At 56.8% G+C, this 11479-nt stretch carries 13 protein-coding genes; 10 read left to right on the top strand and 3 right to left on the bottom strand.

Translation table 11 applies throughout. From position 1 onward, the window contains the following. Positions 1-95 precede the first annotated feature (95 nt). On the bottom strand, positions 96-242 hold the full coding sequence (locus tag VMC84_RS01215; protein ID WP_325377336.1) for a 50S ribosomal protein L40e: 147 nt from the start codon (positions 240-242) through the stop codon (positions 96-98). A 244-nt stretch (positions 243-486) separates the two neighbouring features. On the opposite strand from VMC84_RS01215, the gene glmU (VMC84_RS01210) reads away from it, so the two are divergent. The 4 genes from glmU (VMC84_RS01210) to glmU (VMC84_RS01195) are packed head-to-tail and all read left to right on the top strand — an operon-like array spanning position 487 to position 6068. Beyond that, entirely contained in the window at positions 487-1689 is a 1203-nt protein-coding gene (gene glmU, locus VMC84_RS01210; RefSeq protein ID WP_325377334.1) for a bifunctional sugar-1-phosphate nucleotidylyltransferase/acetyltransferase, read from the top strand. A gap of 8 nt (positions 1690-1697) precedes the next feature. Then, positions 1698-3524, top strand: coding sequence for a glutamine--fructose-6-phosphate transaminase (isomerizing) (gene glmS, locus VMC84_RS01205; protein ID WP_325377332.1), 1827 nt, complete (start codon positions 1698-1700; stop codon positions 3522-3524). A gap of 4 nt (positions 3525-3528) precedes the next feature. Continuing rightward, positions 3529-4851, top strand: coding sequence for a phosphoglucosamine mutase (gene glmM, locus VMC84_RS01200; RefSeq protein WP_325377330.1), 1323 nt, complete (start codon positions 3529-3531; stop codon positions 4849-4851). Further along, positions 4839-6068 (top strand): bifunctional sugar-1-phosphate nucleotidylyltransferase/acetyltransferase, encoded by a 1230-nt coding sequence (glmU, locus tag VMC84_RS01195; protein WP_325377328.1) that lies wholly within the window; start codon positions 4839-4841, stop codon positions 6066-6068. Before glmM ends, glmU (VMC84_RS01195) begins: the two co-directional genes overlap by 13 nt. Here glmU (VMC84_RS01195) and VMC84_RS01190 read toward each other — a convergent pair. Beyond that, positions 6065-6259 (bottom strand): hypothetical protein, encoded by a 195-nt coding sequence (locus VMC84_RS01190; protein ID WP_325377326.1) that lies wholly within the window; start codon positions 6257-6259, stop codon positions 6065-6067. The two genes, glmU (VMC84_RS01195) and VMC84_RS01190, sit on opposite strands and share 4 nt — an antisense overlap. Before the next feature lie 178 nt (positions 6260-6437). Here VMC84_RS01190 and VMC84_RS01185 point away from each other — a divergent pair, with 178 nt between their 5' ends. From VMC84_RS01185 to VMC84_RS01160, 6 genes are all read left to right on the top strand, one after another. Beyond that, positions 6438-6872, top strand: coding sequence for a metal-dependent transcriptional regulator (locus VMC84_RS01185; RefSeq protein WP_325377324.1), 435 nt, complete (start codon positions 6438-6440; stop codon positions 6870-6872). Positions 6873-6885: 13 nt separating this feature from the next. After that, positions 6886-7692 (top strand): energy-coupling factor transporter transmembrane component T, encoded by an 807-nt coding sequence (locus VMC84_RS01180; protein ID WP_325377322.1) that lies wholly within the window; start codon positions 6886-6888, stop codon positions 7690-7692. Between the two features lie 9 nt (positions 7693-7701). Then, a complete protein-coding gene (locus VMC84_RS01175; protein ID WP_325377320.1) occupies positions 7702-8589 on the top strand; it encodes an energy-coupling factor ABC transporter ATP-binding protein in 888 nt (295 codons plus the stop codon). A gap of 94 nt (positions 8590-8683) precedes the next feature. Further along, positions 8684-9340 (top strand): energy-coupling factor ABC transporter permease, encoded by a 657-nt coding sequence (locus VMC84_RS01170; protein WP_325377319.1) that lies wholly within the window; start codon positions 8684-8686, stop codon positions 9338-9340. Further along, positions 9330-9605 (top strand): hypothetical protein, encoded by a 276-nt coding sequence (locus VMC84_RS01165; RefSeq protein ID WP_325377317.1) that lies wholly within the window; start codon positions 9330-9332, stop codon positions 9603-9605. Before VMC84_RS01170 ends, VMC84_RS01165 begins: the two co-directional genes overlap by 11 nt. Before the next feature lie 78 nt (positions 9606-9683). Continuing rightward, the gene (locus tag VMC84_RS01160) at positions 9684-10250 is read left to right on the top strand and encodes a YdeI/OmpD-associated family protein (RefSeq protein ID WP_325377315.1); all 567 of its coding nucleotides are present in this window, start codon (positions 9684-9686) and stop codon (positions 10248-10250) included. On the opposite strand, the gene thrC is transcribed toward VMC84_RS01160, so the two are convergent. Beyond that, on the bottom strand, positions 10247-11398 hold the full coding sequence (gene thrC, locus VMC84_RS01155; RefSeq protein WP_325377313.1) for a threonine synthase: 1152 nt from the start codon (positions 11396-11398) through the stop codon (positions 10247-10249). The genes VMC84_RS01160 and thrC overlap by 4 nt on opposite strands. Positions 11399-11479 lie beyond the last annotated feature (81 nt).

The following is an 11479-nucleotide window of genomic DNA, read 5'->3' as shown; positions in this document are numbered from 1 at the left end:
CCCTGCGGTTAAGGACACGCAAAGACGGCATAGGAGAAAAAGCAAATCGAAAAATGTATCCCGGACAAATAAAAAAAGATAAGAGCGGAAAAGCCTTACGCCTTCAGCTCTTTCTTCTTAGGCCGCAGGCCGGTATAGCCGCACTTCCTGCAGCGAGTCGCGCGAATAGCGTTCCGCGCATTACACTTCCTGCAGATTTGCACATTTAGCTTCCTTGCCTCGGCTTCTGGAAATCTCGCCATGAATATTACCTCGTAAAACTTAATTTATGACGCACCATCTACGGCTCTCGTATCATATAATGCTTTTGGTTAAGGGCCGGTAAAAAAATGTGGATAAATTCGGTGCATAATCAACAAAAAGACGATTTATTTACCTCAATATTATCATTTAAGGGGGCTCAACGAATAAATACAAATACCCCGACTTTCTAATTGCTTTTAATAATAGGGATAAATCTGCTATACCCATTTAGGATACAATAACATGAAAGCGGTCATTCTAGCGGCAGGCGAGGGCAGCCGGCTCAAGCCGTTCACAGTAACGCGGCCCAAGGTCATGATACCGGTCGGCGACAAGCCCATCCTCGAATACGTGATCGACGCGCTCCAGGCCAGCGGCATCATCGATATCATCATGGTCGTCGGATACAAGCGCGAGAAGATCATGGACTACTTCGGCGACGGCCGCAAGTGGGGCGTAAACATCGTCTACGTGGAGCAGTTCCAGCAGCTCGGCACCGCCCACGCGCTCCGCCAGGTCTCCCACATGATCAACGACCGGTTTTTAGTGATAAACGGCGACACGGTCATCGACGCGTCCGCCATCAGGGAGATCATAAAAGTCAGCAGCGGCGATGCCGCCATACTCACGGTCACCGTCCAGAAGGCCCACCAGTACGGCGTCGTCAAGACCCAGAACCAGCTCGTCAAGGCCATTTTAGAGAAGCCCAAGGGCGATGACATCAGCAACGTCGTCAACGCGGGCATATACAGCTTTTCGCCCGTCATCTTCAACTTCTTAGAGTCGATGGAAATATCGGAGAGGGGCGAGTACGAGATCACCGACGCCATCCGGAAAATGCTCAGCGAGGGCTATGCCATCAGGTCGGTCCACACGAGCGCCACCTGGATGGACGCCCTGTATTTATGGAACCTGCTGGACATGAACGCCGCGACCATCGCCCGGCAAAAGGCAAGTATACTGGGCAAGGTCGAGGACGGCGCCCACATCGTCGGGCCAGTCACCGTTGGCGAAAATTCGGTTATAATGTCGGGCTCCTACATCGTCGGGCCCGTCTGTATCGGCGACAACTGCGACATCGGGCCCAACGTGGTCATTCTTCCGGGCACCAGCATCGGCAGTAACTGCTCCGTCGAGCCTTTTACGCGAATCGCCAACAGCATACTCATGAAGAACGCGAAGATCGCGTCCTTCAATAATATTTCCAGTTCCATCATTGGAGAGGGGGTTTCCACGGGCTCGGACTTTATCGCCGAGGCCGGTGAGGCCCGGATCGATTTGGACGATGCCCTGATGAAGGCGAACATGGGTGCGGCCGTCGGCGATAATACTGAGATATCCAGCCGCGTGCTCATAAAGCCCGGGAAGATAATCGGCGTCCGGTGCCGTATCGACTCCGGGGTCGTCGTGCGCGATAACCTGCCGGATAATACCAGGATCGTATGAGGTTTTGAATGTGCGGTATAGTGGGCTACGTGGGTAATGGCGATACGGCTGACTTGCTGCTCGAGTCCCTGTCGAGGCTGGAGTACCGTGGCTACGACTCGGCAGGCGTCGCGCTCGTCTGCAGTGATAGCCTGCGCGTGATACGCTCGTACGGCCGCATATACAATCTAAAGGATAAAATGCCCCAGGGCCTTATAGCCACGACGGGCATAGGCCACACCCGCTGGGCCACGCATGGGAAGCCGTCGGAGGCGAACGCGCACCCGCACCGGGACTGCACGGGCAAGATCGCCGTCGTGCATAACGGCATAATCGAGAATTATAAGGAGCTTAAGGAGATGCTCATCGCCCGCGGCCACAAGTTCCAGTCCGAGACGGATACCGAGGTCGTGTCACATCTTCTGGAGGATAATTTCACGGGCGACATGCAGCGTGCGCTACAGGAGACGGTTAAGCAGCTAAAAGGCTCCTTCGCTATGGCCATCGTCCACCAGGAAGAGCCGGGAAAGATCTTCGCTGCACGCAAGGAAAGCCCGATGGTCATCGGCATCGGCGACGGCCAGTACTTTTTAGCGTCAGACGTCACCGCTTTTCTCAAGTACACCCGAAAGGTCGTGTTCCTCCAGGACGGAGACATCGCGATCCTCTCGCAGGACGGCGTCCGACTTACGGGCTTCGACGGCATGGAGGTGTTCCGCGACATCAAGACCATCGAATGGGACCTGGAGGCGGCCGAGAAGGCGGGCTACGAGCACTTCATGCTCAAGGAGATCCACGAGCAGCCCACGTCCCTTAAGGCGGCAATCGCGGGCCGGCTGGACGAGCTTAAAGGTGACGTGATCTTCAAGGAGCTGTCCCTCACCGAGGAGCAGATACGGAATATCGATCATATTATCATCATCGGCTGCGGCACATCGTACCACGCGGGCATGATGGGCCGCTACATCATGGAAGAGCTCACGGACCTGCCGGTCTTTATCGAGATCGGCTCCGAGTTCCGCTACTCCCACTATGGCCTGGACGAGAACACGCTCGTTATCGCCATATCGCAGTCGGGCGAGACGGCCGATACGCTGGCCGCCGTGAAGGACGCGATGAGGAACGGCGCCCGCTCCCTGGCTATCACGAACGTGGTGGGGAGCACGCTTTCCCGGGAGGCGGATGATACGATATACATGCTCTCGGGCCCCGAGATCGGCGTGGCGGCCACCAAGACTTTCACTGCCCAGGTCGTAGTGCTGTACATGATCGCTATCCTGCTGGGCCGGGTCAGGGGCACCGTCAGTGCTGGAAAGGGACACAAGCTCATCCGCGCCTTAAAGTCGCTGCCGCAGAAGGCGGAGCAGGTGCTCGAGCTGGACTCGAGTATCGCGGAGATATCGCGCCTGTTCAAGAATTCGGAGAGCTTTTTCCTCGTCGGGCGGCACCTGAACTACCCCGTGGCCCTGGAAGGCGCCTTAAAGATCAAAGAGATATCCTACGTCATGTCGGAGGGCTTCGCCGCGGGCGAGCTCAAGCACGGCCCGCTGGCCCTGCTCACGACGGGCGTGCCAGTCATCGCCATCGCCACGGACGGCGAGCTCTACGATAAGGTGGTCAGCAACATAAGGGAGATCAAGGCCAGGGACGCCACTGTCGTGGCGATCGCCAGCGAGAGCAACAAGTCCATCGAGCAGGTGGCCGACATGGCCATACGGATCCCGGACGCGTGCGAGTATACCTCGCCTATCATTTCCACGATCGTCTTGCAGCTATTCGCATATTATGTAGCCCTGGCCCGGGGCTGCCCCATCGATAAGCCCCGGAACCTGGCAAAATCGGTCACAGTGGAGTAAGAAAATGTCATTATTCGGCTCATCAGGCATCAGAGGCATCGTTAACGAATTGATGACGCCCGAGCTCGCGCTGCAGGCGGGAAAGGCGCTCGGGCTGAAGCACAAGTACGTCGTCGTGGGCCGGGACCCGCGCACGTCCGGCCCCATGGTCGAGAATGCCCTCATCTCGGGGCTGCTGGCCATGGGAGCGCGAGTCACCCGGGTCGGCCTCGTTTCCACGCCAACGCTGGCGCACGCGGCCAGGGGCTACGACTGCGGCGTGATGATCACGGCGTCCCATAACCCGCCCGAGTACAACGGCCTCAAGTTTTGGAACCCCGACGGAATGGCTTTCTCGCTCGCGCAGCAGGAGGACCTCGAAAAAAGCATCAATAGCGACATCAAGGGCGCGAGCTGGCAGGACATGGGCACGGAAAACGTCCGGCATGACGCGGTGCGGGAGCACATGGACTCGATCCTGAAAAACGTAGAGCATTATCCCCTGAAGGTCGTCGTGGACTGCGGCTGCGGCGCGGCGACGACTATTACGCCTTACGTTCTACGGGAGATGGGCTGCCGCGTCGTCACGCTGAACGGCCAGCCCGACGGCTTCTTCCCGGCGCGCCAGCCGGAGCCCGTGGAGGAGAACCTGGACGGGCTGAAGAAGGCTGTCATCGCTATGGAGGCCGACCTGGGCATCGCCCAGGACGGGGACGCTGACCGCATGATGGCCGTGGACGACGAGGGGCGGTTCGTCTCGGGCGACGAGCTGATGGCCTATTTCTGCCAGTACGAGGTCAAATATTCATTAGTCTGCCCGGTGGATGTCTCCATGATGGTCGAGAAGTCCGTGAACGGCGTGAAGATCTACCGCACCAGGATCGGCGACGCCTTCGTCTCCGAGGAGGTAAAAAGCGTCGGGGCCGACTTCGGCGGCGAGACCAGCGGCACCTGGATCTTCCCGAAGATGTCCTTCTGCCCGGACGGCATCTACGCGGCCGCGAAACTCGTGGAGCTCGTGGGCAAGAACGGCCGGCTCTCGGACGCCGTGGATGCGCTGCCAAAATTCCCGCTCAGGCGGGGCGGCGTAAAGTTTTCGCAGAGCATGGATAAGGTAAAAATCATGGAATTAATTAAGGGGGCGATCGATGTAAAGAGCGCAAAGGATGTCAACACGCTGGATGGCCTCCGGGTCGACTATGGGGGCGGCTGGGTACTTATCCGGCCGTCGGGCACCGAGCCGAAGATCCGGATCACCGCCGAGGCGGAGGACGTCGATACGCTCACAACGCTATATGACAGGTCGGAATCTATCGTGAAGAGGTGTGTTAAGGCATGCGAGCAGTAATACTGGCCGCGGGCGAGGGTACCCGGATGAGGCCTTTAACGGAGAACAAGCCCAAGGTAATGCTACCGATAGCGAACAAGCCTATGCTGGAGTATATCATCGGCGAGGTATATGCCGCCGGCATACGGGATATCACGCTCGTCGTGGGCTACAAGAAGGAGTCAGTCGAGGAATATTTCGGCGACGGCTCGAAGTTCGGGGTCCACATCGACTATATCGTGCAGGATAAGCAGATGGGCACCGGCCATGCCTTCGGCATGGCCTCCTCGATCCAGGATGAGCGCTTTATCGCGCTGAACGGCGACGTCATCATGAGCGCGAGCCAGATCCACAAGCTCATGCACCGGAAAGAGGTCGCTGTCATCGCCGTGAAGCGGGTCGCGGACCCCCGGGCGTTCGGGGTCATCGAGACCGATGGCGGCAGGGTGAAGCGTATCGTGGAGAAGTCCCCTAACCCGCCCACGGATATGGCTAACATGGGCATCTACATGTTCAGCCCCCTGGTTTTCGTCGCCATCGAGGAGACGGGGCTTTCGCCACGGGGCGAGATCGAGGTCACGGACGCGATACAGTATCTCATCGATAACGGCAAGCAGGTGGGCTACGAACTTATGGAGGAGGAGTGGCTGGACATCGGGAAGCCCTGGGACCTGCTGGCGGCGAACGAGATGGCGCTGAGCTTCATGAAGGGCCGGGTCCAGGGCGAGGTGGAGCCCCTCGCGACTTTGAAGGGCGAGGTCAGCATCGGCAAGGGCACCATCGTCCGCAATGGCGCCTACATCGTCGGCCCGGTGATCATCGGCGATAACTGCGACATCGGCCCCAACTGCTATATCCGGCCGATGACCAGCATCGGCAACAACGTCCATATCGGCAATGCCGTCGAGATAAAGAACTCGATCATCATGGACGATACGAAGATCGGCCACCTGAGCTATGTGGGCGACAGCATCATCGGGTGCCGGTGTAACTTCGGCGCCGGCACGAAGATAGCGAACCTGCGCCTGGACGAGCGGACCATACAGGTCATGGTAAAAGGCCAGATGGTGGACAGCGGCCGGCGGAAGCTCGGCGTCATCATGGGCGACGACGTGCACACGGGCATCGGCAGCCTCATCAACGTCGGCACCACGGTCGGCGCCGGGGCGCTGATCGGGCCAGGCGTGCTCATTAAAGGTGAAGTGGGTTCAAAACAGCGGATCGTTAAGTGGAATTAGGAGCCGACGATTATATCGTCCTGGCCCGCCCCTTTTTCTTTTAATATTTTCTTTAATGAGGCCTTGTCGTATTTCTGCTCCAGCGCGTACTCGATAAGCCGGGCATATGCATCCTTTAAGGAGAGGTCGTGCTCGATGGCGAACTTCTTGACCTCCTTGTGGAGATTCTCCGGGATATCCGCTTTTGGCATATTGGTCAGGTTATGTCGTATCTGATATATAAGTTACACTATTCTCACTTTATACGGGTCATGTTTATTATGCGTGATTCGTTTATGCGGCAGGTTTTTATTTTACCTTAGCTCCAGCCCTTTGCAATTTGGCCCGTCCCCAAAAATTATTTATAATGAGCGAACGTATACTCGATAGATGAAAGATATCGATGGGTTCGAGCTCAGCCCCAAAAAAAGCCAGTATCTCATGTTCATCCTGGAGCACAACGGCAAGGCCTTTACGACGAACCTCGCCGAGCACTTCCGCCTGGACCCGTCGACCGTCACGAAGACCGTTACCGAGATGTCATCGACTGGTCTCATCGAGCACGAGCGGTACGGCAGCATCTGCCTTACGGACCGGGGCAGGGAGTACGCCGAGTTTCTTATACGGCGCCACCGCATCGTCGAGCTCATGCTCTCGCATTACGGGCTCACGGCGGAGGAGGCGTGCGTGGAGGCGACAAGGCTGGAAGGCCACATATCCAAGGATCTGGTTGATAAGATATGTACATCCCTTGGCCACCCGACTATGGGCATCTGCGGGCCAATCAAGCACGACACGTGCTGCTGCTGTCCCGGCGAGGACTAGGGGGTAGGCTCCGTTGAGCGAGCTATCGTCCCATATACCCGACTTTAATCTTATCACGTACTACAGCGAGAACGTTAATACTATTTTCTCGAAGGTCAGCCCCTGGACAAAGGGGATTATGCTCGTGCTCATCATCGTTTTCGTCACGATTGCCCGGAGCCTTGTCCTGCTCGCCGCCCTGTATCTCCTCATACTCCTCGTATACCGGATGGCCGGCCTGCCCCTGAGGAAGCTGTTCCAGTGGTACTTACTGCCGCTGATATTCGTACTTTCCCTGGTAATAATTTTAATGTGGAATGAGCCCGGCAGGGCCTTGTTTACAATCCCCCTGCCATTCTATCCCCTGACCCTGACCGATGGCGGGGCCATAATGGTCACGACTCTCCTGCTCAAGGCGCTGATATCGGTCACGTACTCGCTGTTCTTCCTCATGACTACCCGGTACAACTATTTCTCGGCCATGATATACCGCATTTTTCCGTCCCCTATCGACCAGATATTCCTCATGTCCTATCGCTTTATTTTTATCACCCTGAGCATGATCGACACGATGCTCAAGGCCCTGTATTCCCGGGGAGGCGGCATCATCAAAAGCTCGATGAGGCAGACCGGCATGTTCGCCGAGGTCTTCGCCCTGACGATGATCCGGTCCTTCGACCGGGCCGACCGTGTCAATAAGGCGATGGAGGCGCGGGGGTTCAGTGGAAAATACTTCGCGGCCTCGCAGATACCCGGGATCGGCCTCCGGGATTGCGCTTTCATGCTCGTGGCGATCGCCATTGCCGCATATTTGCTTTATTTCGTAAAATTACCGTTGTGATGGTGTGATATGACGAAATTACAGTCATTAAGTCTGGAACATACCTGCATGCCCGCCGGGGACGAGCTGATCCACGTGGATTGTGCCAGCCACATATATCCGGATGGCAGCATCGGGATCCACAATATGTGCTTCCGGGTGCTCAAGGACGAGGTGGTGGCCCTGTGCGGCCCCAACGGCTCGGGAAAATCAACGCTTATCGAGCACCTCAACGGCCTGCTCAAGCCGAGCAGCGGCCGCGTAAGCGTGCTCGGGAAGGCCGTCAGCACGGCCCGGGGCGATATCTGGAAAGAGGTGGGCGTCGTGTTCCAGAGATCGGACGACCAGCTTTTCGCTCCCACAGTCCTGGACGACGTCATGTTCGGCCCCGTCAACATGGGGATGGGCATCGAAGAGGCCCGGTCCGTTGCCATGGAAGCGCTGCGCGCCGTTGGCGCGGAGTCTCTCGCGTCGAAAATACCATCATATCTTTCGGGCGGCCAGAAGAGGCTGGTCTGCATCGCCGGCGTCCTGGCCATGAAACCCCGGGTGATCGCGATGGATGAGCCGACCTCGGATCTGGACCCTAATCACTCGGATATGATCGAGAGGATCATTCTTGACCTGAAGAAGTCGCACGGCATCAGCATCGTGGTCGCCACCCACGACATGGACATGGCCGCAAGGCTGGCCGATCGCATCTGCATCGTGAAGGGGGGCTCCATCATTGCCGAAGGGCGGCCATCGGAGATTTTTTTCGACCATGAGCTGCTGGCGGAGGCGGGCTTAAAGCAGCCGGACGCCGCCCGGATATACGAAAGCATCCGGCCCGTCCTGGGCCTCGACCCTGGCAGTCGTCCCCTGAATATCGAGGAGCTGGTCGGCATCATATCCGCCGGGATAAATAAGCGCCAGTGAACGGATTAGGAGAACATCCCTCGCTTAAAATTTGGATGATACCCAAACTTTTATATCCTTCTCAAGCGAAATATGATAATGTAGTGAAATCCGCATGGCACATATTCATCTTGAGGACGGCTCATTCACCATATTCTGGGTCGTGGTCTGGTGGCTGCTGGCGATCCTCGTCATCGGCGTTTGCCTTATCTATTTAAGGCGATTTAAAAAAATCGATAATCGCCAGATCACCCTGGCTGGGCTATGTACGGCGGCATCGTTCGCGCTGTTCCAGATCAACATACCCATCGCCGGCGGCGTTCACATGAACCTGACGCCCCTCATCGGCATCCTCATGGGGCCGGCCATCGGCAGCATCATCATGCTCATCGTCAACATTTTCTCTGCAGCAATCGGCCATGGCGGATGGGGGCTTATCGGCGCCAATTGCCTTATCAACATAACTGAGCTCACCACAGCCTATTTCATTTATTCGTGGCTGGGCAGGCTCAAGTTCGACACTTTCCCCCGGGCTGGTATCGCCACGCTGCTGGGCCTGTTCCTGGGCAACTTGGCGATGATCGCCATCATCCTGATCTCCGGCGTCCAGGGCGTGAACCAGAGTACGCTGGACGTATTTTATGGCCTCCTGGTCATCGCGGGCATCAATATGATAATCGCCGTGATCGAAGCGGTCGTCACGGGATACGTCGTCTCCTATATCCAGAGGGTAAGGCCTGACATCCTCGGGGAGGCTGCGCATGCAGGATAAGGCTAAAGGCAATCGGGGCGTCATCGTCTTCATTGCGATCCTGCTCCTCTTCGTCATCTTTGGCGCCGTCGCATATCTGGTCTCGGGTAATAAGGGGATCGAAGAGCGTTTCTCGCAGGCCGTAGGCCAGGGAGGCGGCGGAGACGAAAAAGGCGATAATGGCTTCCTTGGATTTAATATTGAGGGCAATCCGCTTACGTATATAGTGATCTTGATCCTGCTGATCGCAGCCTGCGTCGTTCTGCTTAAAGTGTTCAAGATATAGTGGGAGCACTTGAAGACCTCGTGCTCTTGAGCAAGCCGCCAGGTATGGCTGATACAAATTACTATATGTGGGATAGACATGGCTGAAGAAGGTAAGCTGCTATACGTGACTGACCGGCAGGAATGGCGTCGGTGGCTCCAGGAAAATTTCGAGGGCGAGAAGGAGGTCTGGCTAGTATACCCGAACAAGTCCTCCGGTGAGCCGCGCCTGCCCTATAACGACGCGGTGGAGGAGGCCCTCTGTTTCGGCTGGATCGACAGCACGATCCATTCGATCGACGAGCTTCATGCGGCCCAAAGATTCTCGCCCAGAAACCCCAAAAGCAGCTACTCCCAGGCGAACAAGGAGAGACTGCGCTGGCTGTTTCAACATGGACAGCTGCACCCTTCGATAGAAAATATCGTCAAAATCGTCCTCGCAGAAGAGTTTGTCTTTCCGCAGGATATACTCGAAGCGATACTAAAGGACGAGGTCGCCTGGAAGAACTACTGCGGATTTTCCGATCCATATAAGAGGATACGCATTGCCTACATCGATTCCTCCCGGAAGCGCCCGGATGAGTATAAAAAACGGCTCGATAATTTTATTCGCGCCGCCAGGCAGAATAAAAAGATCGGATATGGCGGTATCGAGAAATACTATTAAGCCGGTCGGCATTTAAATGCCTCAGGCTCCTTTAGCCCGTGGCCGCTGATAACAGAGACAACTCGTGCTCCTTTTTCGATCATGCTCTGTTCGTACGCTTTGATCAGCCCGGCCGTGCTCAAAGCCCCGGATAATTCGGCAAAGATGCCTTCTTCCCGGGCCAGCATGCCCCGGGCACAGCTCGCCTCATTGTCCGACGCCGTGACCGCGAAGCCTTCCGACTCTTTCAATGCCCTGAGCGCCCAGCTTCCGTCCAGCGGATCGCCGCATGCGACGGCATCCATGAGTGTATGGGGCATTACGGGCTCTATGCGGTCCGTGCGTCTTAAAAACGCCTTTGCCACCGTGTTGCAGCCTTCGGCCTGTACGCCGATGATCTTCGGCAGCCTGTCTATTAGCCCTGTGAGCTTCATTTCCTTCAGGCCTTTCCACATGCCGTGGAGCAGCGTACCATTCCCTATCGGCACGGCGATGTAGTCATAGTCGGTACCGAGCACGTCGGCGATCTCGAAGCTCACCGACTTCTCGCCCTCGCTCCGGTATGGATAGTCGCCCGCGAGATAAACGTGTTTTTCCTCAAACTGCCTGCGCGCCTCCACCATGGCCGCGGTGTAGTCGCCGTTAACCCTTTTTATGCTGGCTCCATGCGCCTCCATCTGGAGCAGCTTCACGCGAGGCGTGTTCTTTGGCACGTAAATGCTGCAGCCGATGCCTCCCCGGGCCGTGTATGCGGCCACGCTGGCGCCCATGTTGCCGGTCGACGCGAGCACCAGCTCCGGGGCGCCGTACTCCTTTGCATGGGATATCTCCACCGTCGAGCCCCTATCCTTAAAAGATCCCGTGGGATTCAGGCTCTCCATCTTGAAAAGTAGCTCCCTGCAGCCGGTCTTTTCCACGACGTTCCGGGACCGCACCAGGCTCGTGCCGCCCTCGCCCATGGTGATGATGCTCTTTTTCTTCAGGTCGGGGTAGAACTCGCGGTACCTCCAGTGGCAGAAGGTACGCTTTCTCAGCTCAGGCCAGCTTATGTCGAGCTCCCCGTAATCGTAGACGATCTCGATACTGTCCCCGCAGTCGCACCGGTAGCGGATCTCCTCCTTCGGGTACTTCCGGCCGCAGCGGACGCACTGGAGATACTTGACGCGCATACGGTATGATAGGCGCAGAGAATAAAAAGGTTTTACGTGAAAGTGATGATTTTTATATTTATAGCTCGTACCTCATACAAT

The sequence above is a fragment of the Methanocella sp. genome (genome assembly GCF_035506375.1).
In the GTDB taxonomy this organism is placed as follows: Archaea; Halobacteriota; Methanocellia; order Methanocellales; family Methanocellaceae; genus Methanocella.
This window is presented reverse-complemented; position numbering and strand designations above follow the sequence as displayed.

What these genes read in the sequence shown, in the direction of transcription:
- VMC84_RS01165 (WP_325377317.1), top strand. Translation starts at nt 9,330, where the DNA reads ATGCAGGATAAGGCTAAAGGCAATCGGGGCGTCATCGTCTTCATTGCG.
- glmS (WP_325377332.1), top strand. Translation starts at nt 1,698, where the DNA reads ATGTGCGGTATAGTGGGCTACGTGGGTAATGGCGATACGGCTGACTTG.
- glmM (WP_325377330.1), top strand. Translation starts at nt 3,529, where the DNA reads ATGTCATTATTCGGCTCATCAGGCATCAGAGGCATCGTTAACGAATTG.
- thrC (WP_325377313.1), bottom strand. Translation starts at nt 11,398, where the DNA reads ATGCGCGTCAAGTATCTCCAGTGCGTCCGCTGCGGCCGGAAGTACCCG.
- glmU (WP_325377334.1), top strand. Translation starts at nt 487, where the DNA reads ATGAAAGCGGTCATTCTAGCGGCAGGCGAGGGCAGCCGGCTCAAGCCG.
- glmU (WP_325377328.1), top strand. Translation starts at nt 4,839, where the DNA reads ATGCGAGCAGTAATACTGGCCGCGGGCGAGGGTACCCGGATGAGGCCT.
- VMC84_RS01215 (WP_325377336.1), bottom strand. Translation starts at nt 242, where the DNA reads ATGGCGAGATTTCCAGAAGCCGAGGCAAGGAAGCTAAATGTGCAAATC.
- VMC84_RS01170 (WP_325377319.1), top strand. Translation starts at nt 8,684, where the DNA reads ATGGCACATATTCATCTTGAGGACGGCTCATTCACCATATTCTGGGTC.
- VMC84_RS01185 (WP_325377324.1), top strand. Translation starts at nt 6,438, where the DNA reads ATGAAAGATATCGATGGGTTCGAGCTCAGCCCCAAAAAAAGCCAGTAT.
- VMC84_RS01175 (WP_325377320.1), top strand. Translation starts at nt 7,702, where the DNA reads ATGACGAAATTACAGTCATTAAGTCTGGAACATACCTGCATGCCCGCC.
- VMC84_RS01160 (WP_325377315.1), top strand. Translation starts at nt 9,684, where the DNA reads ATGGCTGAAGAAGGTAAGCTGCTATACGTGACTGACCGGCAGGAATGG.
- VMC84_RS01190 (WP_325377326.1), bottom strand. Translation starts at nt 6,259, where the DNA reads ATGCCAAAAGCGGATATCCCGGAGAATCTCCACAAGGAGGTCAAGAAG.